Raw genomic sequence first — 23,055 nt, forward strand, 5'->3', positions numbered from 1 at the left:
AGGAGCGGTCAGTTCGGGAAGACGGCGGCGAGTTCGGGGATGCGGGCGCGGTAGCCGTCGAGCAGGCGGTGCGCGGTCGGTACGGAGTCGACCAGCGGGTGCAGGGCGAACGCCGCCACCGCGAGGCGCGAGGACCCGGTCAGCGCGGCCTCGATGGCGGTCTGCTCCACCTCCTTGACCTGCTGCATCAGCCCGAGGAACCGCCCGGGCAGCGGCCGGGCGGCGAGCGGCCGGACGCCGGAGCCGTCGACGGCGCAGGGGATCTCGACGACGGCGTCATCGGGCAGGCCGGGCACGGCGGCGCCGTTGCGCACGTTGAGGATCATGGTGGCGGGCTCGCCCCTGGCGATGGCTGCCATGAGGGCGAGCGCGATGCCCTCGTACCCGCCGGCCTCCAGGTCCTCGGCGGAGCGCTCGCCGGCGTCGGTGGCCTCGCGCGCCTCCGCCATGTACGACTCGTCCCGCTCCTTGCGGGCTCGCCGCCAGGCGTCGAGCGCGTGGCCGGGCCGCTCGCGCACGGCTGCGTAGAAGCGGCCCTGCTGCTCCAGCAGCGCCTCTCCCCTGGTGGTCCCGGCGCCGGCGGCGACGGCCTGCCGGGCGAAGTAGTAGTAGTACAGGTATTCGTTGGGCAGCGCGCCCAGCACCCGCACCCAGTCGGCGCCGAGCAGCCTGGCCTCCTCGACCTGGTGCAGCGCGGCGTCGTCGGCGAGCAGCGAGGGCAGCACGTCACGGCCGTCGTGCACGAGCCCGCGCAGCCAGCCGAGGTGGTTGAGCCCCACGTAGTCGGGCGAGACGCGGGCGGGGTCGAGCCCGAGCGCGCCGGCGGCCCGCCTGATGAGCCCGATGGGCGAGTCGCAGATGCCGATGACGCGGTCGCCGAGCACGCTGCGCATGGCCTCGGTGATCATGCCGGCGGGGTTGGTGAAGTTGATGACCCAGGCGCTGGGCGCGCGGGCGGCGACGCGTTCGGCCACGCGGACGGCGACGGGCACGGTGCGCAGCCCGTACGCGATGCCGCCTGGCCCGGTGGTCTCCTGGCCGACGAGCCCCAGCTCGAGCGCCACCCGTTCGTCGGCGGTGCGCCCGGCCAGGCCGCCCACGCGGATGGCGGAGAAGACGAAGCCGGCTCCGGTGAGCGCGTCGTCGAGGTCGGTGGTGACCCGCACCGCGGGCGGGTCGTCGTGGCCTGCGGCCATGCCGCGCAGCACGTGGGAGATGGCCTCGAGCCGTTCGGGCGAGACGTCGTAGAGCACCACCTCCTCCACCCGGGGCTTGGCGGTGTCGCGCAGGAGCGCGCCGTAGACGAGGGGGACGCGGAAGCCCCCGCCGCCGAGTACGGCCAGTCTCATCCTCAGCCTTTCACGTGAGCAGCACTTCGGCGCCGGCGGCGGCGCAGGCGCGCAGCGTCGCCTCGTCGGCGCCTTCGTTCGTGACCAGCACGTCGACGTCCTCGGGACCGCACACGCGCAGCGCGCCGGTGCCGGGGAACTTGTGCCGGTCGGCCAGCAGCACCACCTGCCCGGCCGCGGCGATCATGGCCCGTTTCAGCGGCACCTCGGCGAGCGTGGTGTCGACGAGCTGCCCGTCGGGGCGTACGCCGCTGGCTCCGAGGAACACCCGGTCGGCGACGACCTGGGCGAGCGCCGCCTCGGTCAGCACGCCGACGAGCGAGTGGTAGGGCCGGCGCACCATGCCGCCGAGCAGCAGCAGCTCGACGGCGGAGTCGGTGCGCAGCGCGTCGAGCACGGCCAGGCTGGAGGTCACCACGGTGACGCGGCGGCCGCGCAGCCTGCGGGCCAGCCGCATGGTGGTCGTGCCGATGTCGAGCAGGACGACGTCGCCGTCGCCGACCAGCTCGGCGGCGCGGGCGGCCACGGCCTCCTTGTCCTGCTCGTCGGTGGCCGCGACCTCGGAGAACGGCCGGTCGGCGTCGGCGTCCACGGTGGCCAGGGCGCCGCCCCTGACGCGCCGCAGGGTGCCGTCGCGGTCGAGCACCTCGAGGTCCCTGCGGATGGTGGACGGGCTCACACCGAGCTGACTGGCGAGATCACGCACGCTCGTGGCGCCCGAGCTGCGGACGCGGCGCATGATCTCGGCATGCCGGAGGCGCTGGAGCACGGCCGGAGTCTAACATTCAAATTCGCGCACAAGTAAGCAGCTTGCGCCAAACAATTGCGCGAGCACTTGCAGAGTACGAGCAAACGTGCAAGATTGCGCAGAACCTGGTGTGTCGAGGAGGACTTATTCCCGTGTCTGTCCAGGCGTACGACCCTCTCGCCGGCGAGCGGACCTCAGAAGGCCCGCAGTTCGATGTCTTCCTGGCCGGCACCGTCTTCCTCGACATCGTCTTCACCGGCCTGCCCGCCATGCCGGCCGCCGGCACGGAGATCTGGGCCGAGGGCATGGGCTCCTGCCCCGGCGGCATCGCCAACCTGGCCATCGCGACGAGCCGGCTGGGGCTGCGCACGTCGCTCGCGGCGGCGTTCGGCGACGACGACTACGGCGACTTCTGCTGGCGCACGCTGGAGGAGCAGGAGTCGGTCGACCTGTCGCGCTCGCGGCGCTTCGAGCACTGGCACTCGCCGGTGACGGTGTCGATGGCGGTGCACCGCGACCGCAGCATGGTGACCCACGGCCATCCCTCGCCGATGCCGGCCAACGAGATGATCGGCAAGCCGCCGCGCTCGCGCGCGGTGATCGCCACGCTCTCCCCCGACGAGCCGCTCGGCTCGCCCGACGCCGCCTGCAACTGGGCCGAGCTGGCCTCCCGCGAGGGCGCGCTGATCTTCGCCGACGTGGGCTGGGACCCGTCGGGCGCGTGGTCGCGCTCGCTGCTCGACCAGCTCGAGTTCTGCCACGCGTTCATGCCGAACGCGACCGAGGCGATGGCCTACACCGGCACCGAGACGCCGCGCGACGCGCTCTACGTGCTCGCCGACAAGGTGCCGCTGGCCGTGGTGACCGACGGCGCCAACGGGGCGATGGCGATCGACTCCTCGACTGGTGAGGAGGCGTTCGTGCCGGCGCCCCGGGTGACGGCGCTCGACCCGACGGGCGCGGGCGACGTGTTCGGCGCCGCGCTCGTGCTGGGCACGCTGTGCCGCTGGCCGCTGAACGACCGGCTGGCGTTCTCGGGGCTGTGCGCGGGGCTCGCGGTGCAGCAGTTCGGCGGCTCGCTGGCGGCGCCGGGCTGGGGCGACATCGCCGACTGGTGGCACGAGGTGCGCGAGACGGCCCCGTACGGCGGCGCGTACGGCAGCTCGCTGGCCCGCCGCTACGCCTTCCTCGACCGGCTGGTGCCCACCGACCCGGTGGGCGCGGTGCGCCGCGCTGCTGCGACCATCGCCAGGTACGCCGACGTGGGCATGACACCCGGCATGACACCCGGCATGACGCCCGGCATGGCACCCCCCGCTTCCGGGCAGCGGCCGGAAGCGCCGCAATCCCCGCCCGAGGATGACGACCCGGACACTCCTCGCGCACCTGTTCATAAGGAGTAACGCATGACCCCCCCGACGCGACGACCGCGCGGCCCGAGAGCATTCGCCCTGCTCGCCGCCGGCGCCCTGACCCTCACCGGGGTCCTGACCGGGTGCGCGCCCGGCTCCTCCGCCCCGCCCTCCTCCCCCTCGGCCCAGCCGTCCGCCTCGGCGGTGCGCACCGACGCCGCCTCGCTCGGCGAGGTCACCCTGACCGTGTGGGACCAGGAGGTCCGCGGCGGCCAGGCGGCCCAGATGGAGCAGCTCAACAAGGCGTTCCAGGCGAAATACCCCAACATCAAGCTCAACCGGGTCTCCCGTTCGTTCGACGACCTCAACACCACGCTGCGCCTGGCGCTGAGCGGCAACGAGCCGCCCGACGTGGTGGAGGCCAACAACGGCCGCTCGTCGATGGGCGCGTTCGTCAAGGCGGGGCAGCTGCTGCCGCTCGACGCGTACGCCGAGGCGTACGGGTGGAAGCAGCGCTACCCCGAGTCGGTGCTGAAGTACTCCCGCTACAGCGCCGACGGCAAGGTGTTCGGCGAGGGCAACCTGTACGGCCTGCCGCAGGTCGGCGAGGTCGTCGGCATCTTCTACAACAAGGCCAAGCTCAAGAAGCTGGGCGTCGAGCCGCCGGCGACGTGGGCCGACCTCGAGTCGGCGCTGGCCGCGGCGAAGGCGGGCGGCGAGGTGCCGCTGCAGTTCGGCAACCTCGACAAGTGGCCCGCCGTGCACGTGTTCGGCACCGTGCAGGGCCGCGAGGTGCCGAAGGACCAGATCGGCACGCTGGCGTTCGGCAAGAAGGGCGCGTCCTGGACCTCGCCGGAGAACGTCAAGGCGGCCGAGCACCTGGTGAGCTGGGTGGACAAGGGCTACTTCGCCAAGGGCTTCAACGGGCAGGGCTACGACGCGTCCTGGCAGGCGTTCGGCAAGGGCCAGGGTGTGTTCCTGATCGCCGGCACCTGGCTGCTCGCCGACCTGGACAAGGCGCTCGGCTCCGACCTGGGCTTCATGCTGCCGCCCGGCGCGGCGGCCGACGCGGCGCCGGTGGCGACGGGCGGCACGGGGCTGCCGTTCGCGGTGACCGCGAAGAGCCCGCATCCCGACGCGGCGGCGGCGTACATCGACTTCATCACCAATGCCGACGCCATGAAGGTGCTCACCGAGACCGGTAACCTGCCGGTCGCCGACACCTCCGCGCAGAGCGTGAAGGAGGGGCCGCAGAAGGACGTCTTCACCGCGTTCGGCACGGCCACCGAGAAGGACGGGCTGGTGCCGTACCTCGACTACGCCACCCCCACCTTCGCCGACACGCTGGGCGCGGCGCTGCAGGACCTGCTCGCGAAGAAGGCCACGCCGCAGGAGTTCCTGCAGACACTGGAGAAGGACTACACGGCGTTCACCGAGAGCAACGGAGGATGACCAGTCCGCCCGGAGAGCCCCGCCGCGTCGCCTACCTGTACATCCTGCCCGCCTTCGCCATCTATGCGGCGTTCCTGCTCTGGCCGATCGGGCGGGCCGTGCAGTTCTCCCTCTACGACTGGGACGGGCTGAGCGTCGGCACGTGGGCGGGGCTGGACAACTACCTCGCGATCGTGGCCGACGAGGGGCTGCGCGGGGCGTTCGGGCACGCGCTGGTGCTCATCGTCTTCTACTCGGTGTTCCCGCTGGTCATCGGGCTGACGCTGGCCGCGATACTCAACCACGCCAAGGTACGCGGGCTCGCCTTCTTCCGCACGGTGGTGTTCCTGCCGCAGGTCATCGCGATGGTCGTGGTGGCGGTGGCCTGGCGGCGGGTGTACGCCCCCGACGGCTCGCTCAACTCGCTGCTGAGCGCGCTCGGGCTGGACGCGCTGACCCGCGGCTGGCTGGGCGACTACGCCTTCGCGCTGCCCGCCGTCGGCGTGGTGGGCACCTGGTTCGAGACGGGCCTGGTGACGGTGCTGCTGCTGGCCGGGATGAGCCGGGTGCCCGCCGACCTGTACGAGGCGGCCCGCCTCGACGGGGCTGGCGCGGTGCGCGAGTTCTTCTCGGTCACGCTGCCGTCGGTGCGCGCGGAGATCGCGGTGGCGCTGACGCTGACGATGATCGCCGCGCTGCGCACGTTCGACCTGGTGTACGTCACCACCCGCGGCGGCCCCGGCGAGTCCACCTCGGTTCCGTCGTACGAGGTCTACCACCGGGCCTTCGGCCTGGGCCAGGTCGGGTCGGCGGCGGCCATCGGCGTCACGCTGACGGTGCTCATCTTCGTCGTGTCGTTCGGCGTGAACCGGTTCGCGGACAGGAGGCTGACGTGATCTCGCGCGGTGAGCGGGTGGCGAACTACGTCATCCTGTCGGTGTTCGCCGCGTTCGCGCTCTACCCGATCGTGGTGATCCTGTCGGCCGCGCTCGGCCCCGCCGACAGCGGCGACACCTCCGGCCTGGCGAACTTCGCGGCGGCCTGGGACATCGGCCACTTCGGCTCCTACCTGCGCACCAGCCTCGCGGTGTCGGCGTTCACGGTGGTGGTGAGCGTGGTCCTGTCGATCATGAGCGGCTACGCCTTCGGCACCATGCGCTTCCGCGGCAGGACGGCGCTGTTCTACCTGTTCATGCTGGGCATCATGATGCCCAGCGAGGCGGTGGCGGTGCCGCTCTACTTCGACCTGCGCTCGCTGGGGCTCATCGACACGTTCTGGTCGATCACGCTGCCGCAGGTCGCGATGTCGGTGGCGTTCGGGACGTTCTGGATGCGGGCCTACTTCCTGACCTCCAACCGGGCGATCGTCGAGGCCGCGCGCATCGACGGGGCGTCGAGCTGGCGGGTGCTGTGGCAGGTGCTGCTGCCGCCGGCCAGGCCCGCGATCGTCACGCTGACGCTGCTGGTGTTCATGTGGACGTGGAACGAGTTCCTCATCCCGCTGATCATGGTGACCAGCGAGTCGCTGCGTACGGCGCCGCTCGGGCTGGCCTTCTTCCAGGGCCAGTACACCTCCGGCTTCACGCTGCTCGCGGCCGGGTCGGTCATCGTCGCGACGCCCGTCGTCATCTTCTACCTGTTCCTCCAGCGCCACTTCGTCCGCGGACTGCTTCAGGGGGCGGTCCGCGAGTAGCCCCCCGGAGGTTCGATGCCCATCAACGTATCCGCCGCGCGGCGGAGCGCGGCTCCGCTGGCCGCCGCCGCGCTCGTCCTCGGTCTTCTCCCCGCCCTTCCAGCGAGCGCCCTTCCGGCGGGCGCCCTTCCGGCGGGCGCCCTTCCGGCGAGCGCCGCGCCGGCTCCCGTCGATCTCGACGCGCTGTTCGTCGGCGCGCATCCCGACGACGAGTCGGGCACGCTGTCCACGCTCGGCCAGTGGAACGAGGACCACGGCGTGCGCGCCGGCGTGGTGACCGTGACCAGGGGCGAGGGCGGCGGCAACGCCGTCGGCCCCGAGGAGGGGCCCGCGCTCGGGCTGCTGCGCGAGTCGGAGGAGCGCGCGGCCGTCGGCAAGGCGGGCGTGCGCGAGGTGTTCAACCTCGACGACGTCGACTTCTACTACACGGTGAGCGCGCCGCTGACCGACCAGGTGTGGGGCGGCGACACGCTGGAGAAGGTGGTCAGGGTCGTCCGCCAGACCCGGCCGGAGATCATCCTCACCATGGATCCGGCTCCGACGCCGGGCAACCACGGCAACCACCAGGAGGCGGCCAGGCTGGCGATCGCGGCGTTCTACGCGGCGGCCGACCCGAAGGCGTTCCCCGGCCAGATCACGAAGGAGGGGCTGCGGCCGTTCGCTCCGGCCCGGCTGTTCACCGGCGGGGCGCGCGGCACCGGGCAGGTCGGGCCGTCGTGCTCCTCGACGTACAAGCCGAACAATCCCGCGCAGAACGTGTTCGGCGTCTGGAGCGGGCGCACCTCGCCCAGCAGGGGCAGGACGTGGGCCGCCGTCGAGCGTGAGGCGCAGCGCACGTACGCCTCGCAGGGCTGGGCCGGCTTCCCCGACGTGCCGTCCGACCCCGCGCAGCTCGGCTGCGACTTCTTCACCCAGGTGGACGCGCGGGTGCCGTTCCCCGAGCCGGGCAGCCCGGCCGCCGCCGCGCCCACGAACATCCTCGACGGCGCGCTGACCAGGGCCAAGGGCGGCGTTCCGGTCGGCACGCGGTTCGCCCTGCGCACGGGCGAGTTCGACGTGCGGCCGGGGGCGGCGTTCACGGTCGAGGCCGAGGTGAGCGCGCCGCCGAAGGAGGAGCTCGGCCGCTCCGAGGTGGCGCTGCGGGTGCCGGACGGCTGGCAGGTCAGCGGCTCCGGCGACCTCGGCAGGCTGCGGGCCGGGCGCTCCGGGAAGGCCGCCTTCAAGGTGACGCCTCCCGCGCAGGCCGCGCCCGGCCGGGTACGCCTGGCCGCCACCCTCACCACCGAGCGCGGCGGCGGCTACACCGACCGGCAGGTCGAGGTGAGCCCGCCGGTCCGCGCCGCGCAGCAGCCGCTCCCCCAGGTCGCCCAGTACGAGAAGTGGACGGCCGAGGTGGGCGTGCCGCAGCTCGGCGGCATCGTCCCGCCCGTGCTCACGCTCCCCTCCGGCGGCGGCCGCGAGGTGGGCGTGGTCGTCACCAACGTCAGCGGGGAGACGCGGTCCGGCACCGTACGGCTCGGCCTGCCCGGCGGGTTCACCGCCGAGCAGACCGAGGCGCCCTTCGAGGATCTCGCCGCGGGCGAGTCCACGACCGTGCCGTTCGAGGTGACCAACTCCGACCCGTCGCTGAAGACGTCCAACGAGGGCGGCGACTACGCGTACACGATCACCACGACCGTCGACGGCGGCGGCTCCGCCACTGCCAGGCCCGCGCTCGAACTCGTGCCCGCCACCACGGTGCCGCAGGCCGAGACCGCGCCGGCGGTGGACGGCGCCGAGGGCGACGGCGAGTACGCCGGCGACCCGATCGACATCTCCCGCCTGTGGGAGGGCAGCGCGTGCGCGTCGGCGGCCGACTGCTCGGGCACGGCCCGGGCCGCCTGGCACGACGACACGCTCTACCTGCTGGTGCACGTGAAGGACGACGTGCTCGGCACGCCGCTCGCCGCCTCCGACTGCAAGCGGCACTGGCGTACCGACGCGGTGGAGGTCACCCTCGACCCGCGCGGCACGTCCGAGAACACCTCCACCACCTTCAAGGCCGCGGTCCTGCCGGTCACCGCCGAGGGGCCGCCGTGCTTCCTGCGCGACGCCGACAACCGCCAGGGCCCCGGCGAGGAGACCGCGCCCGGCATGAAGGTGGCGTCCACGACGGGCGACGGCGGGTACACGGTGGAGCTGTCCATCCCGATGGAGGTGCTGCCGGGCGCGGTCGATCCCGCGCACCTCGGGCTGAACATCCTCGTGTACGACTCCGACACCCAGGACAAGACCGGTCAGACCCGGATCGGCTGGTCCACGTGGGGCGGGGTGCAGGGTGACCCGTACCGGTGGGGCGTGGCCACGCTGCCCGGCTACCAGCCGCCCGCCGACCGGCCCACGACGCCGCCCGACCCGGTGATCCCCGACACGGCGCTGTCCTCCCTGGACTCGCCGCAGACGCTGGAGCAGGCGGTGCGCGTGCACGTGCCGCCCGCGGGCGCGCCGGCCGCCTCTTCGGCCGCGCGGGTGCTGACCGCCTCGGCCGGGGGCGACGCCGTGCGGGTGCGGCTGCAGGCCGGTGGGCCGGGCAAGGCGCACCTGTTCGTCCGTGACGCCGAGGGCACGGCCGGCAGCAAGGTCGTGACCGTCTCCCGCAAGGGCGTCACCACCGTCACCGTGCCGGTGACCCGCGCCCCGGGCAAGGGCGCGAACGTCCTGGCCGGATGGGAGGACCGCGGCGGCGGCACGGCCGCCTCGTCCGTCACGGTGCGCTGAGCGCAAGGGGGACGAAAGGCTCCTGTCATCACTCAGAGTGATTGTTCGACTACATTCTGGGTAGATGTGCAGGAGCCAACCGTCCCCCCTGTGCGGCTCTCCGCCGCGCGCACCGAAAGGGAACCCCCGTGCCCGACACCGACCGTTGCGCCACCATGCCCGTCCATCGCCGCCTGCTCGCCTCCTCGCCCCGCTACGCGCTGGCGCTGGCCGCGATCGAGAACGAGACGTTCGCCAGGAGGACCGCCAGGGCCGCCGCCCGGGACGAGGTCGTCACCATCCCCGTGGTGGTGCACGTCGTCCACCGCACCCCCGAGCAGGACGTCGGCCAGGAGCAGATCGACAGCCAGCTCAAGGTGCTGAACGCCGACTTCCGCATGGCCAACCCCGACGTGAGCAAGGTGCCGCAGGTGTGGCGGAACGTCGTGGCCGACGCCCGGCTGGAGTTCCGGCTGGCCTCGACCGGGCCCGACGGCGAGCCCACCTCCGGCGTCGTCCGCGTCTCCACCGATGCCGCCGGGTTCAGCACCGACGACAGGGTCAAGTTCAGCGCGCAGGGCGGCTCCGACGCCTGGCCCGCCGACCGCTACCTGAATGTCTGGGTGTGCGAGCTGACGGACGCGCTCGGGTACGCCGCCTTCCCCGGCGGGCCGCCCGAGCTCGACGGGGTGGTCATCCGGCACAGCGCGTTCGGCACCACCGGGACGGCGGCCGCCCCGTACGACGGGGGCCGGACCGCCACCCACGAGGTCGGCCACTGGCTGAACCTGCGCCACATCTGGGGCGACGACGGCGACGGCTGCTCGGGCAGCGACTTCGTCGACGACACCCCCAACCAGGCGGGGCCCAACCGCGGCTCCCCGTCCTTCCCGGCCGTGAGCTGCGGCAACGCGCCGAACGGCGACATGTTCATGAACTACATGGACTATGTCGAGGACGCCGCCATGTACATGTTCACCCTCGGCCAGGCCGAGCGCATGGACGCGGCCCTGGCCGGCCCTCGCTCGTCGTTCCTGACGCCGCAACTGCGGCAGAGCATGCGCGCCTCCGTGTAACCCCGGCCCAGACCCCGGCCCAGACCCCGGCCTAGACCCCGGCCCGGTCATCGGCCCTGCTCACCCCGGCTGCGAACATGGGGAGCATGCGTGTTGTGGTGATCGGAAGCGGCATCGTGGGGGCCGGCGCGGCCTACCACCTGAGCCGCAGGGGCGCGGCGGTGACCGTCGTGGACGGCGGCTACCCGGGCGAGGCGACGCAGGCGGGGGCCGGCATCGTCTGCCCGTGGGTGGACCACCCCGAAGACGACGACTGGTACCGCCTGACCCGCGAGGGCGCCCGCCACTACCCCGGCCTGGTGGAGGAGCTGGGCGAGGACATCGGCTACGCCAAGGTGGGCGCGCTGCTGGTGGCCGAGGACCCGGTGGACCTGGAGCCGGTGCGGGCGCTGCTGCGCCGCCGCTACGCCGGTGCGCCCGAGATGGGCGAGGTCGTGGACGTGGCGACCCCTGCCGAGCTGTTCCCGCCGCTGTCCGACACGCTGAGCGCGCTGCTGGTGCCGGGCGCGGCCAGGGTGGACGGCCGCTCGGTGCGCGACGCCCTGCTCGCGGCGGCGGTGGCGAGGGGCGCCGAGGTCCGTACGGGCACCGCCACCCTGACCCAGGACGGCCAGGTCCTCCTCCACCCCGCCGACCACCCGGAGACCTCGGCCCCCACCCCTCCCCCGCCCGCCCCCGCCCTCTCCGGAACGGCCCCCGCCGGGACCGGCTCCTCCGCGGCGGTCCCGGCCGGGGATGCCTCGTGGCGGCAGGCGGCGCCGCTTCACCCTGATGCGCCGGCGATGCCCGGCGTCCAGCAAGAGCCCATGGGTGAGGGGGTGCCGCTCGAGGCGGACGCGGTCATCGTGGCGGCCGGTGCGTGGACGGGTGAGGTGTGCCGGCCGCTGGGCGTCGAGCTGCCGGTCTTCCCCCGCCGGGGCCAGATCCTGCACGCCACGCTGGAGGGCGTGGACACCGCGTGGTGGCCGATCATCCTGCCCCGCATGGGGCCGTACCTGCTGGGCTTCCCCGACTCGCGGGTGGTGGTCGGCGCGACGGTCGAGGACGTCGGGTTCGCGCCGCGCGTCACCGTGGGCGGGCTCGACGAGGTCATCGAGGCCGGGCTGCGGGTGGCGCCGGGGCTGGCCAGCGCGACGGTCTCGGAGACGCGGGTCGGCCTGCGCCCGGTCTACGCTCCGGGCTCCGCCCTCATCGGGCCGGTGACGGACCGCGTGGTGGTGGCGACGGGGCTGAGCGCGTACGGGCTGACGGCGGGCCCGTTCACCGGTGAGCTCGCCGCCGCGCTGGCGCTCGGGGAGCGGCCGCCCATCGACCTCGCCCCGTACCGGCCGCCCACCGGCTGAATTCGGGCACCGAGCGCGATAAGCCACCCTGGCCGTCAAGTGCGACAAGCGGCAACGTAAGATCGGATACCTCCCCACCGGTGACGTCGTGGGGAGGCCGTCTTGCCGCTGCTCGCACTGCTCCTGCTGCTGCTCGCGGCGCTGGCCGGCTGCGCGAACCCGGAGGCCACCGCGCCCCCTTCCCCCTCGATCACACCTCCGCCCTCGCCTGCCCCCAGGCCGCTGGCGCCCCGCCACCGCGAGGAGGCGCCCGAGCAGGAGGAGGTACGGGTGCCGAACGCCGCCTCCGGCCGCTACGCGATCGTCCCAGGCTCGGCCCCCGCCAGGCCCGGCCGTGGCGCGGCGGTGCGGTACCTGGTGGAGGTGGAGCGCGGGCTGCCGTTCGAGCCGCGCGCGTTCGCCGCCGAGGTGCACAGGACGCTCAACGACGTCCGCGGCTGGGCCCGCTTCCACCGCGTGGACCACGGCCCCGTACGGGTGCGCGTCGCACTGTCCAGCCCGCGCATGACCATCCGCCAGTGCCTGCCGCTGCGCACCGGCGGCGAACTGTCCTGCTGGAACGGCCGCCGCTCGGTCATCAACGCCCTGCGCTGGGCGAAGGGCGTCCCCCAGTACGACGGCGACCTGGCGGCGTACCGGCACTACCTGATCAACCACGAGGTCGGCCACGCCCTCGGACACGACCACCGCCACTGCCCGGGCCCCGGCCGCCTGGCCCCCGTCATGGTCCAGCAGTCGAAATCCCTCGGCCGCTGCCGCCCGAACCCATGGCCCCACCCCCACCGCGGCCGCGACCAACGCCGCTGACGCGGACGATGGGGGTGGCGTTCCGGGGGTTCGGGGCGACCGATAGGTTTCCTTCAACCGGACGAGGTCGCCGCTTCGGTGACGGGGCCCGGCATCGCCGCGCACGCCGCCCCTACGCGGGCGCGCCCCGGCGGTGGCCGGATTCGGTCAACGCCGGTGGAGCGATCACGCCCGTCTGACCTATCGCGATATATCGTAGATGTAGAACACCGGGGAGTCCCGTTCACACCGATCGGGACGTGAGAGATCTTCCAGGGGAGTGTGAGCGATGGCAGGGATGCGGACGGCACGGCGGATCCTCGCGGGCGGCGCGGTCCTGGCCGCGGCCGGCTGGGCGCTGCGCGAGGTTCCCGCCGAGCTGGGCATGCGGCCGCTGCGGTCGGGGCCCGACCGGGTGGCGCGGATCAGGCGCTCGGCGCAGTTCAGGGACGGCGCGTTCGTCAATCCGATGCCCGGGGCGGCGACCGTGCCGTCCGGGCCGCCCGTCAGCATGCTCGGCGAGTTCGCCCAGGACCGCGAGCAGCGGCACCCGGCAGGTCCCATCCCGCTGCGCATCCCGCCGGCCGACGCGCCGCCCGCCGACGGCGTGCGCGCGGTCTGGTACGGCCACGCCTCCACGCTGGTGGAGATCGAGGGCAGGCGGGTGCTGTTCGACCCGGTGTGGAGCCGCCGGGTCTCCCCCACGCGGTTCGTCGGCCCCAAGCGGCACCACCCGGTGCCGGTGGAGCTGAACGAGCTGCCCGAGGTGGACGCGATCGCCATCTCCCACGACCACTACGACCACCTCGACATGGCGACCGTGCGCAGGCTCAACAGGACGCAGAAGGCGCCGTTCATCGTGCCGCTGGGCATCGGGGCGCACCTGGAGCGGTGGGGCGTGGCCGCGTACCGCATCATCGAGCTGGACTGGGACGAGGAGGCCGAGGTGGCGGGGCTGCGCTTCGCCGCCACGGCGGCCCGCCACTTCTCCGGCCGCACCCTGAGCCGCAACGACACGCTGTGGGGCTCCTGGGTAGTGGCCGGGCCCACCAAGCGGGTGTTCTACGCGGGTGACTCCGGCTACTTCGAGGGCTACCGGGGCATCGGGAGCAAGCACGGCCCGTTCGACCTGACGCTGATGCCGATCGGCGCCTACAGCCCGGCCTGGCCGGACATCCACATGAACCCGGAAGAGGCCGTCAACGCCCACCTCGACCTGGGCGGAAAGCTGCTGCTGCCGGTGCACTGGGCCACGTTCACGCTCGCCCTGCACCCCTGGGCCGAGCCGGTGGACCGGCTGTGGCGCGAGGCCAAGGCCCGCGACGTCCGCATCGCGGTCCCGCGTCCCGGGGAGGCCGTGGACGCCTCCGCCGCCCCCACGGTCGAGGGCTGGTGGGAGATGCTCACCTGAGTCGTCGCCCGCGCAGCGCCACGACGTAGAGTTCGGGCGTGAGCAACCTGGAACGGGACCCCCGCGAGATCCGCTGCACCGCCGGCCCGGCCGGCGGGCCCGCCATCGAGGCGGAAGGGGCGGCCGTCCCGGCGCCTGACGCGCCGGACGAGCGGGAGGTCCTGATCGGGCGGGAGGTGCCGCTGGGCGGGCCCCGGGCGATGACGGTCAGCAGGACCCTGCCGGGCGTGCACCGCCGCATGATCGGCGCGTGGTGCTTCGTCGACGCGTACGGGCCGCAGCACGCCACCATGCGGGTGCCGCCCCACCCGCACACCGGCCTGCAGACCGTGAGCTGGCTGGTCGAGGGCGAGGTGCTGCACCGCGACAGCCTGGGCACGCTGCAGGAGGTCCGGCCGGGCCAGCTCAACCTCATGACGGCCGGCCGCGGCATCTCCCATTCGGAGGAGTCGCCGCAGACCGTGCTGCACGGCGTCCAGCTGTGGGTGGCGCTGCCCGGCGAGCACCGCCACACCGCGCCCGCCTTCGAGCACCACCCCGAGCCGCCCGTGCTGGACGGCACCGGCCACCGGGCCCGCGTTCTCATGGGCACGCTCGGCGGGGTGACCTCGCCCGCCACCGCCTACACCCCGCTCGTGGGAGCCGAGCTGGCGATCGACGGCGCCGCCGAGGTGCCGCTGGAGCCGGGCTTCGAGCACGGGCTGCTGCTGCTCGACGGCGAGGTGGCCGGGGTGGAGCGGGGCCCGCTGGTGTACGTGCCGCCGGGCCGCACCTCGATACGCCTGCCGGGCCGCGGCCGGGTGCTGCTCATCGGCGGCGAGCCGTTCGCCGAGGAGATCGTCATGTGGTGGAACTTCGTCGGCCGCTCCCACGAGGAGGTGGCCGCGTACCGCAAGGAGTGGATGGACGGCGAGGGCTTCGGCGTCGTCGAGGGCTTCGACGGCGCGCCCCTGCCCGCGCCGGTCCTCCCCGGCACCCGCCTCAAGCCCCGCGGCCGCGTCCGCTGACCGCCCCCGATCAGGTGAAGGGTCAGGTGAGGCGCTGGGCCTTGCTGAGGAGGCGTTGGGCCACCACCACCAGAGCCAGGAAGAGGCCGCTGACCACCTGCTGGAACGCCGACGTCAGGTTGCCCACCTGGTTGATGAGGCTCTGGATGACGCCCAGCAGCAGCACCCCGGCCACGGAGCCGGTGATGCCGCCGGCGCCGCCGGTCAGCAGGGTGCCGCCGATCACGACGGCCGCGATGGCGTCGAGTTCGAGGCCGATGCCGAGGATGGTGACGCCGGAGGAGAGCCGGGCGGCGTTGAGCGCGCCGGCCAGCCCGGCCAGCAGGCCGGACATGACGTACACGTACACCTTGGTCCGCACGACCGGCACGCCCATCAGGGCCGCCGCCTGCTCGTTGCCGCCGATGGCGTAGACGTTCTGGCCGAATCCGGTGCGCTGCAGCAGCACCATGGCGAGCAGCGCGAGGGCGGCGGTGAGGTAGACGGGGTAGGACAGGCCGAGGATCTCGCCCTGGCCGAGCGTGGCGAAGGCGCGGTCCTCGACGAGGTACGTGGTGGCGCCCTCGTCGGAGATGGCCAGCATCAGCCCGCGCACACCGAGCAGCCCGGCCAGCGTCACGATGAACGGCGCCATCCCGGTACGCGCGATGACCAGCCCCTGCAGCAGCCCGACGACCCCGCACACGGCGAGCGGCAGCAGCAGCGCCACGAGCAGGCCGTACTGGGAGCCGTAGGCGGCCAGCACGCCGCCGAGGACGAACAGCGACCCGACGGACAGATCGATGCCGCCGCTGATGATCACGAACGTCATCCCGACGGCGATGATCGCGAGGAACGACGAGGAGACGACCACGCTGGCGGCGTTGGCGGTGGTGGCGAAGGAGTCGAAGGCCAGGCTGCCCACGACGACCAGCAGGCCGAGCACCATGACGGCGCCGTGCTGCTGGAGCAGCCTGCTCACCTGTTCGCGGTTCATCGGGTCCCCCGCTTCCTGGTGGCGTAGACGGCGGCCAGGATGATGACCGCCTGGACCATCTGGGTCCATGACTGCGGGAGGTTGTGCTTGATCAGCGTGGCGGCCAGGAGCTGCATGAGCAGCGCGCCCATGACCGTGCTGAGCACCCTGATCCGGCCGCCGGTCAGCGGCGTGCCGCCGACCACGACGGCGGTGATCGCCGACAGCTCGATGAACAGGCCGAGCGAGGTGGGGTCGCTGGCCTGCAACCGGGCCGTGGCCAGGACGCCGGCCAGGGCGGCGAGCAGGCCGCAGATCACGTACACGATCAGCAGCACCCGCTTGACGGGCAGGCCGGACAGCTCGCTGGCCGAGCGGTTGCCGCCGATGGCGACGACCTGCCGGCCGAACGTGGTGCGCCGCACCACGAACAGCACGATCACGGTGAGCGCCGCCGCGATGAGCACGATGACCGGGATCCCGGCCACGGAGCTGCTGCCGAGCGCGATGAGGTCGGGGTTGCGGAACTCGACGAGCTGCGGCACCAGCACGTTGGCCAGGCCGCGCACGCCGACCAGCAGCGCGAGCGTGGCGACGATGGGCTGCACGCCGACGTACGCGACCAGCGCCCCGCCCGCCGCGCCCACCACGGCGCCGCCGATGACGGCCACGACGGCCGCGGGCAGCCAGCCGTAGCCGAGGTAGAGCACGGTCAGCGCGGCGGCCAGCGCCATCACGGACCCGACGGACAGGTCGATGCCCTGGGTGCCGATGACCAGCGCCATGCCCAGCGAGACGATCACGATGGGGGTGACCTGGACGAGCTGGGTGCGGAAGTTGGAGGCGTCGAGGAAGTGCGGGGTGAACAGCACGTTGAACAGCAGCAGCACGAGGACGGCCGCGTACACGCCGTAGTCCTGCACCCACGCGTACACCTGGGGTTTGAGCACGGCGACCCGGGCGCTCCCCCTGGAGGTCAGCTCAGCCATCGGCCTGCTCCGCGATCGTCGCCATGATCCTCTCCTCGGTCACCTCGTCGCCGGACAGCTCGCCCACGACCGTGCCCTCGCGCAGCACGAGGATCCGGTCGGCGCCCTCGACCAGCTCCTCCAGGTCGGAGGAGATGAGCAGCACGCCCAGCCCTTCCTGGGCCAGCTCGTCGATCAACGCCTGCACCTCGGCCTTGGCGCCGACGTCGATGCCGCGGGTGGGCTCGTCCAGCAGCAGCACCTTGGGCCGGACGGCGAGCCAGCGGGCCAGCAGCACCTTCTGCTGGTTGCCGCCGGACAGCTCGGAGACGAGCTGGTGCTGCGAGGCGGCCTTGATCCTCAGCCTCCGCATGAAGATCTCGACCACCCGGTCGATCTTCGCCTCGGACACCACGCCGGCCCGGCCGAGCGCGGGCAGGGCGGCCAGGGCGATGTTCTCGCGGACGGACAGCGTCGGGATGATGCCCTCGGCCTTGCGGTCCTCGGGCAGCAGGCTGACGCCGGCCTTGATGGCGGCGGCGGTGGAGCCGCCGCGCAGCGGCAGCCCGGCGACGAGCACCTGACCGCCGTCGAGCGGCAGCGCGCCGACGATGGCCTTGGCGGTCTCGGTACGTCCCGCGCCGAGCAGGCCGCCGAGCCCGACGACCTCGCCGGGCTCGACGCTGACGTTCACCCCGTCGAGCACGTGCCTGCGGGTCAGGCCGCGGGCCTCGACCACGGGAGCGTCCGCGCCGGAGCCGTGGCGGTCGCGGCTGAAGCGGGTCACGCCCTGGGCGCGGACCTCGTCGAGGTCGCGGCCCAGCATGAGGGCGATGAGCTTCAGCCGGTCGAGCGCGGCCAGCGGCCCGGTGTGCGCGAGCCGGCCGTCGCGCAGCACGGTGACCTGGTCGCACACCTGGTAGAGCTCGTCGAGGCGGTGGCTGACGTACATGACCGCGATGCCGCTGTCGCGCAGCCGCCTGATCACGCCGAACAGCGTCTCGACCTCGCGCGGCTCCAGGGAGGAGGTGGGCTCGTCCATGATGACGACGCGGGCGTCCACGGAGACGGCGCGGGCCAGGGCCACCATCTGCTGGGCGCCGACGCCGAGCGTGCGCAGCGGGCGGCGGACGTCGGTCTCGACGCCGTAGCCGGCCAGCACCCGCTCGGCCTCGCCGTACAGGGCGGCGGCGTCGATGACGCCGAACCTGCCGCGCGGCTCGCGGCCGAGCAGCAGGTTGCGGGCCACCGACATCATGGGGACGAGGTTGACCTCCTGGTAGATGGTGGAGATGCCGGCCCGCTGCGCCTCCATGGGGCTGCCGAAGGCGGCGGTGCCGCCCTGATAGCGCAGCTCGCCCTCGTCGGGGCGGTAGACGCCGGTGAACACCTTGATCAAGGTGGACTTGCCGGCGCCGTTCTCGCCGACGAGGGCGTGCACCTCGCCAGGACGCAGGGCGAGGGACACGCCGTCGAGCGCGAGGACGCCGGGGAAGCGTTTGCTGACGGCGCGGGCCTCGAGAACCGCTTCCACCTCAGTACGCCTCTCCGAGGGAGTCCTTGGCGTTGGTGGTGTCGTAGTCACGGTCGGAGATGATCACCTTGTCGGGGATGGCCTCGCCGTCGAGGAACTTCTGCGCGGTCTCGAAGGCCAGCGGCCCGAAGCGCGGGTTGGACTCGATGACCGCGTGCAGCCAGCCGTCCACGATGCCCTGGACGGCGCTGCGGGTGCCGTCGACCGAGACGATCTTGATGTCGCCCGGCTCCTTGCCCGCGCCCTTGAGCGCGGTGACCGCGCCGAGCGCCATCTCGTCGTTCTCGGCGTAGATGCCGTTGATGTCGGGGTTGGACTGGATGAGCTGCTCGGTGACCTGCTGGCCCTTCTCGCGGGCGAACTCGCCGGTCTGCTCGAACGAGATCGTGATGTCCGGCGCCTTCTCCTTGACGCGGTCCTTGAAGCCGTTGGTGCGCTCGGTGGTGACGTTGTTGCCGGGGGCGCCGAGGAGGATGGCGACCTTGCCCTTGCCGCCGAGCGCGTCGATCATCCGGTCGGCGGCGCGCTTGCCCTGCTCGTAGAAGTCGGAGCCGATGAAGGTCAGGTAGTCGCTGCACGGCTTGGCGTTGATCTTGCGGTCGACCGTGATGATGGGGATCTTCTTGGCCGCGGCCTGCTGGAGCACCGGCTCCCAGCCGTCGGAGTTGAGCGGCGCGATGACCAGGAGCTGCACGCCCTGGGCGATGAGCTGCTGCACGTCGGTGATCTGCTTGGAGAACTGCGACTGGGCGTTGGTCACCTTGAGGTCGCCGATGCCGAGCTCGGCCGCCTCGTCCCTGATCGACTTGGTCTCCGCGATGCGGAACGGGTTGGCCTCCTTCTCCGACTGGGAGAAGCCCACGGTGGCCGTCTTCAGGTCGAACTTCGTGCCGCCGAACTGCTCCAGCGTGCAGGTCGGGCCGGCCGTGCCCGCAGGTGTCTGGACGACCTGCCGCCCCGCGGTGCCGGTGGGGGCGGGCGCGCCCTGCGGCTCCTCCGCCTTGGCGCAGGCCGTCGCGGTGAGGAGGACGGCCAGGGTCAGGGCGGCCGTCCGGAGATGGGGGGTCATCGCGGTTCCCTTCTTATCAGGTCCTGCCGGTGCGCGCCCCGGCCCTCGCACAGGGCCGGGGCGCGGCGGTGGTTCAGTCGCAGGTGGGGTTGATCGCGCTGGTCAGCGCCTTGTGGGCGTCGTGGAGGCGCTTGACGTCGGGCTTGGTGATCGCCCTGTCGTACGTCATGAGGCCGTTGATCTCGGTCTCGACGTCCGTCGTCTGGGTGTAGATGGCGGCGCTGAGCTGCTCGCAGGCGTGCAGCCGCGCCAGCTCCTCGACCATGCCCACGTAGCGGTTCGTGAGGGCCTCGGGGTCGGGCTCGACCGCGTAGCCCCAGCCGCCGCCCGACCAGGTGTGGCCGACGAGCGGCAGGGCCAGGCCGCCGTACTCGCCGATCACGGTCGCGCGGTCGCCCTCGGGCTTGCCGGGGTTGCCGGGGCCCGGGTAGATGTGGAAGTCCTTGACGTCGCCGTTGCCGCCGTCCACGGCGCCGCAGCAGTTGACGCCGCTCATGTTGTTCACCAGGCGGCTCGGGTCCCAGCTCTTGACGAGGTCGGCGATGCGGGCCTGGTCGTACTGGCCCCAGCCCTCGTTGAACGGCACCCACATGACGATCGACGGGCTGCTCCTGTGCTGGTCGATCATCGCGCGCAGCTCGGTCTCGAACTGCTGCCTGTCGTCGGTCCTGAAGGCCGACGGCATGTCCTGCCAGACCAGCAGGCCGAGCTTGTCGGCGTAGTGGTACCAGCGGTCGGGCTCGACCTTGACGTGCTTGCGCACCGCGTTGAAGCCGAGCGCCTTGGTCTGCTCCAGGTCGTGGCGCAGGGCCTCGTCGGTGGGCGCGGTGTAGATGCCGTCCGGCCAGAAGCCCTGGTCGAGCGGGCCGATCTGGAAGACCGGCTTGCCGTTGAGCAGCATCCGGTTGCCGGACAGGGTGATCTCGCGCATCCCGAAGTACGACTCGACCTTGTCGCCCTTGAGCCTGACCTCCAGGTCGTACAGGTGGGGGCTGTCCGGCGACCAGAGCTTGGGCTTGCGCACGGGGACGCGCAGCTTCTTGCCGGTCTTGCCGTGCGCGGTGCCGATGACGCGGCGGCCGTCCCTGACGATCACGGTGGCGGTGCCCGGGGTGCCGTGCACGGTGACGTCCACGGCCTGGCCGCGCACGTCGGGGGTGGTGTCGACGCGGTCGACGCGGTCCCTGCCGACCGGCTCGATCCAGACGGTCTGCCAGATGCCGGACACGGGGGTGTACCAGATGTTGCCGGCTTCCAGCCGCTGCTTGCCGACGGGCTGGGCACCGCGGTCGGTCGGGTCGTACACGCCGACGACCAGCTCCTGCGGGCCCTTGCGCTTGAGCGCGCCGGTGACGTCCACGCTGATGCGGTCGTAGCCGCCCTTGTGGGTGGTGACGCGCTTGCCGTTGACGTAGACGGCGGCGTCCCAGTCGACGGCGTCGAGGTGCAGCATCAGCCGCTCGCCGCTCCAGGAGCGCGGCACCTCGAACGTGCGCCGGTACCACATGCGCTCCTCGTGCCGGCCGATGCCGGACAGCTGCGACTCGACCGGGTACGGCACGGTGATCCGCTCGGGCAGGGTGCGGCCGATGGGCGCGGCCTCGCCCTCCTTGGCCGTGGCGAACTGCCAGACGCCGTTGAGGCTGCGCCAGCGGTCGCGGACGAGCTGCGGCCGCGGGTACTCGGGCAGCGGGTCGTTCTTGTCGACCTCGTCGGTCCAGCGGGTCTTGAGCACGTACGCCGACAGGTTGACCACGCTCGCGAACGGATAGGCGGCCAGCGGGGTGCCGTCGGCGTAGGTGATGCCGCCGCTGCCGTCGTAGGAGGTGCGCACGGTGCCGCCGGCCTTGGCCGGGACCGGGTACTTGAGTGTGAGCGCCAGGGTCTCCGGGCTCTTCTGCTCGACCGAGGTGACCGGCCAGGCGGCGGCCCCGACGGTCAGCGCGAGCTTCTCCGCCGCGCCGGCGGGCAGCGGGGCGAGGGGCTGCGGGTAGGTGAGCGTCACGACGTCGCCGGTGGTGTTGAGCCGGGCGTCGTACGGGCCGTCCGGCTGGAAGTCGGCCGGGACGGTGAGCGCCTCGGTGGGCACGATGGCCTTCGGCTGGCTCGGGCTCTGCCAGCGCAGGCGCAGGTTGGCGCCGCCGTAGTGCTCGAAGTACTCGACCTTGATGTCGTACTCGCGGCCGGCTTCGAGGGCGATCGGGGTGCCGGTCTGCTCGATGTCCCAGTCGTCCACCCAGTGATCGATGATCACCTGGCCGTCCACCCAGAGGCGGAAGCCGTTGTCACCGATGATCGAGAAGGTGTAGGTCTCGGAGAACTCCGGGGTGATCTGCCCGGTCCAGCGGACCGAGACGTCGTCCTCCCTGCCGGTCAGCAGCTGGAAGATGGGGTTGAGGTCGGTCAGCTCCAGCTTCGGGTCGATGATGCTCGCCTTGAGCTCGGCGAAGTCGAATTTTCCCGCCCCTGAGGCGAGGTAGTAGTCGCCGCGCAGCCCGTTCCGCTCGGGAAGGGCCGCCGTTCCGGCGGAGGCGGGTGCCGGCAGCTGCCATAACACGGACATCAGTACGGCCAGCAGCAACGCGAGGCGCTTACGCACGGGGAGTGTCCTTTCGGAAGGCGCCGATCAGGTTCGGACAGCTTTTGACCCTGACACGCTCCAAAGTAAGCACCGCCGGACCGAGCCGGTCAAGATTTCCGATCAAATTCGTTCTCGTTCGGTCAGAGGTGAACTCATGTTGGCCTTTCGACTATGATCGGCCCCGTGAGCGACACGCAGAGCGACGGACGCAGGCCCGTGTTCGCCGCCGAACGCCGCCAGCGCATCCTCGAGCTGGTACGTGCCAACGGCGCCGTGTCGCTGCGCGAGCTGGCCCAGGCCGTCCACTCCTCCGAGGTCACCGTCCGCCGCGACCTGCGCGCGCTCGAGTCCGAGGGCCTGCTCAACCGCCACCACGGCGGCGCCACGCTGCCCGGCGAGCTGTCCCGCGAGGCCGGCTACGCGCACAAGGTGTCACTGGAGTCGGCCGAGAAGGCCGCCATCGCCGACCTCGCCGCCGCGCTCGTCGAGGACGGCGACGCCATCGTGGTCGGGCCGGGCACCACCACGCAGGAGTTCGCCCGCCGCCTGACCAGGCATTCCGAGCTGGCCGTGGTGACCAGCTCGCTGCTGGTCGCGCAGGTGCTGGCCGGCTCGCCGCGCGTCGAGGTGATGTTGACCGGCGGCACGCTGCGCGGCTCCATCCTCGCCCTGGTCGGCAGCGCGGCCGAGCACTCGCTGGCCGGGCTGCGGGTGCGCAGGGCGTTCATCTCGGGCAACGGCCTGACCGCCGAGCGCGGCCTGTCCACGCCCAACATGCAGGTCGCGGGCGTCGACCGGGCCCTGGCCGCCGCCGCCGAGGAGGTCGTGGTGCTGGCCGACCACACCAAGGTCGGCGTCGACACCATGGTGCAGACCGTGCCGCCCGACCGCATCGACCACCTGGTCACCGACGACTCCGCGCCCCGCGACGTGCTCGACGAGCTGAGCGCGCGCGGCGTACGGCTGCACGTCGCCCAGTTCTGATCGGCGCACTGATCGAATGTGACAAGCCCGTT

General features: G+C 72.6%; 18 protein-coding genes. 11 read left to right on the top strand and 7 right to left on the bottom strand.

Annotated elements, in window-relative coordinates:
• Window positions 1–8: 8 nt before the first annotated feature.
• Window positions 9–1,349: a 6-phospho-beta-glucosidase gene (locus tag ACFFR3_RS11270; RefSeq protein WP_345403291.1), complete on the bottom strand. Its 1,341-nt coding sequence runs from the start codon at window positions 1,347–1,349 to the stop codon at window positions 9–11.
• Window positions 1,350–1,359: 10 nt separating this feature from the next.
• The gene (locus ACFFR3_RS11275) at window positions 1,360–2,118 is read right to left on the bottom strand and encodes a DeoR/GlpR family DNA-binding transcription regulator (RefSeq protein ID WP_345403288.1); all 759 of its coding nucleotides are present in this window, start codon (window positions 2,116–2,118) and stop codon (window positions 1,360–1,362) included.
• A gap of 131 nt (window positions 2,119–2,249) precedes the next feature.
• Here ACFFR3_RS11275 and ACFFR3_RS11280 point away from each other — a divergent pair, with 131 nt between their 5' ends.
• The 10 genes from ACFFR3_RS11280 to ACFFR3_RS11325 all read left to right on the top strand — a co-directional run bounded on the left by ACFFR3_RS11280 (window position 2,250) and on the right by ACFFR3_RS11325 (window position 14,932).
• Window positions 2,250–3,500: a PfkB family carbohydrate kinase gene (locus tag ACFFR3_RS11280; protein ID WP_379483057.1), complete on the top strand. Its 1,251-nt coding sequence runs from the start codon at window positions 2,250–2,252 to the stop codon at window positions 3,498–3,500.
• A gap of 3 nt (window positions 3,501–3,503) precedes the next feature.
• Window positions 3,504–4,901 carry an extracellular solute-binding protein gene (locus tag ACFFR3_RS11285; RefSeq protein WP_379483058.1) on the top strand — a complete coding sequence of 466 codons (1,398 nt, stop codon included), beginning with the start codon at window positions 3,504–3,506 and terminating at the stop codon, window positions 4,899–4,901.
• Complete coding sequence (locus ACFFR3_RS11290; RefSeq protein WP_345409760.1) at window positions 4,898–5,776, top strand: carbohydrate ABC transporter permease; 879 nt, start codon at window positions 4,898–4,900, stop codon at window positions 5,774–5,776. Before ACFFR3_RS11285 ends, ACFFR3_RS11290 begins: the two co-directional genes overlap by 4 nt.
• Window positions 5,773–6,573: a carbohydrate ABC transporter permease gene (locus ACFFR3_RS11295; protein ID WP_379483059.1), complete on the top strand. Its 801-nt coding sequence runs from the start codon at window positions 5,773–5,775 to the stop codon at window positions 6,571–6,573. The genes ACFFR3_RS11290 and ACFFR3_RS11295 overlap by 4 nt, the downstream gene beginning before the upstream one ends.
• A 15-nt stretch (window positions 6,574–6,588) precedes the next feature.
• Window positions 6,589–9,330, top strand: a complete 2,742-nt coding sequence (locus ACFFR3_RS11300; protein WP_379483060.1) for a sugar-binding protein — start codon at window positions 6,589–6,591, stop codon at window positions 9,328–9,330.
• 128 nt (window positions 9,331–9,458) lie between these two features.
• A complete protein-coding gene (locus tag ACFFR3_RS11305) occupies window positions 9,459–10,385 on the top strand; it encodes a zinc metalloprotease (protein WP_379483061.1) in 927 nt (308 codons plus the stop codon).
• An 86-nt stretch (window positions 10,386–10,471) separates the two neighbouring features.
• A complete protein-coding gene (locus ACFFR3_RS11310) occupies window positions 10,472–11,728 on the top strand; it encodes an NAD(P)/FAD-dependent oxidoreductase (RefSeq protein ID WP_379483062.1) in 1,257 nt (418 codons plus the stop codon).
• A 102-nt stretch (window positions 11,729–11,830) separates the two neighbouring features.
• Window positions 11,831–12,535 (top strand): DUF3152 domain-containing protein, encoded by a 705-nt coding sequence (locus ACFFR3_RS11315; RefSeq protein ID WP_379483063.1) that lies wholly within the window; start codon window positions 11,831–11,833, stop codon window positions 12,533–12,535.
• A 268-nt stretch (window positions 12,536–12,803) separates the two neighbouring features.
• Window positions 12,804–13,925 carry an MBL fold metallo-hydrolase gene (locus tag ACFFR3_RS11320; RefSeq protein WP_379483064.1) on the top strand — a complete coding sequence of 374 codons (1,122 nt, stop codon included), beginning with the start codon at window positions 12,804–12,806 and terminating at the stop codon, window positions 13,923–13,925.
• A gap of 38 nt (window positions 13,926–13,963) precedes the next feature.
• Window positions 13,964–14,932: a pirin family protein gene (locus ACFFR3_RS11325; RefSeq protein ID WP_345403261.1), complete on the top strand. Its 969-nt coding sequence runs from the start codon at window positions 13,964–13,966 to the stop codon at window positions 14,930–14,932.
• 22 nt (window positions 14,933–14,954) lie between these two features.
• Here ACFFR3_RS11325 and ACFFR3_RS11330 read toward each other — a convergent pair whose 3' ends face one another.
• From ACFFR3_RS11330 to ACFFR3_RS11350, 5 genes are all read right to left on the bottom strand, one after another.
• Window positions 14,955–15,908, bottom strand: coding sequence for an ABC transporter permease (locus ACFFR3_RS11330; protein WP_345403258.1), 954 nt, complete (start codon window positions 15,906–15,908; stop codon window positions 14,955–14,957).
• Window positions 15,905–16,876: an ABC transporter permease gene (locus tag ACFFR3_RS11335; protein WP_379483065.1), complete on the bottom strand. Its 972-nt coding sequence runs from the start codon at window positions 16,874–16,876 to the stop codon at window positions 15,905–15,907. Before ACFFR3_RS11335 ends, ACFFR3_RS11330 begins: the two co-directional genes overlap by 4 nt.
• Entirely contained in the window at window positions 16,869–18,389 is a 1,521-nt protein-coding gene (locus tag ACFFR3_RS11340; RefSeq protein WP_345403249.1) for a sugar ABC transporter ATP-binding protein, read from the bottom strand. The genes ACFFR3_RS11335 and ACFFR3_RS11340 overlap by 8 nt, the downstream gene beginning before the upstream one ends.
• 1 nt (window position 18,390) lies before the next feature.
• A complete protein-coding gene (locus tag ACFFR3_RS11345) occupies window positions 18,391–19,458 on the bottom strand; it encodes an ABC transporter substrate-binding protein (RefSeq protein WP_364384887.1) in 1,068 nt (355 codons plus the stop codon).
• 73 nt (window positions 19,459–19,531) lie between these two features.
• Complete coding sequence (locus ACFFR3_RS11350; protein WP_379483066.1) at window positions 19,532–22,057, bottom strand: PA14 domain-containing protein; 2,526 nt, start codon at window positions 22,055–22,057, stop codon at window positions 19,532–19,534.
• Window positions 22,058–22,222: 165 nt separating this feature from the next.
• Between ACFFR3_RS11350 and ACFFR3_RS11355 the strand changes: the two genes are divergently transcribed.
• Complete coding sequence (locus ACFFR3_RS11355) at window positions 22,223–23,023, top strand: DeoR/GlpR family DNA-binding transcription regulator (RefSeq protein ID WP_345403237.1); 801 nt, start codon at window positions 22,223–22,225, stop codon at window positions 23,021–23,023.
• Window positions 23,024–23,055: the final 32 nt, after the last annotated feature.

Origin of the sequence: Nonomuraea salmonea, from assembly GCF_042428605.1 — a bacterium.
Classification (GTDB): Bacteria; Actinomycetota; Actinomycetes; order Streptosporangiales; family Streptosporangiaceae; genus Nonomuraea; species Nonomuraea salmonea.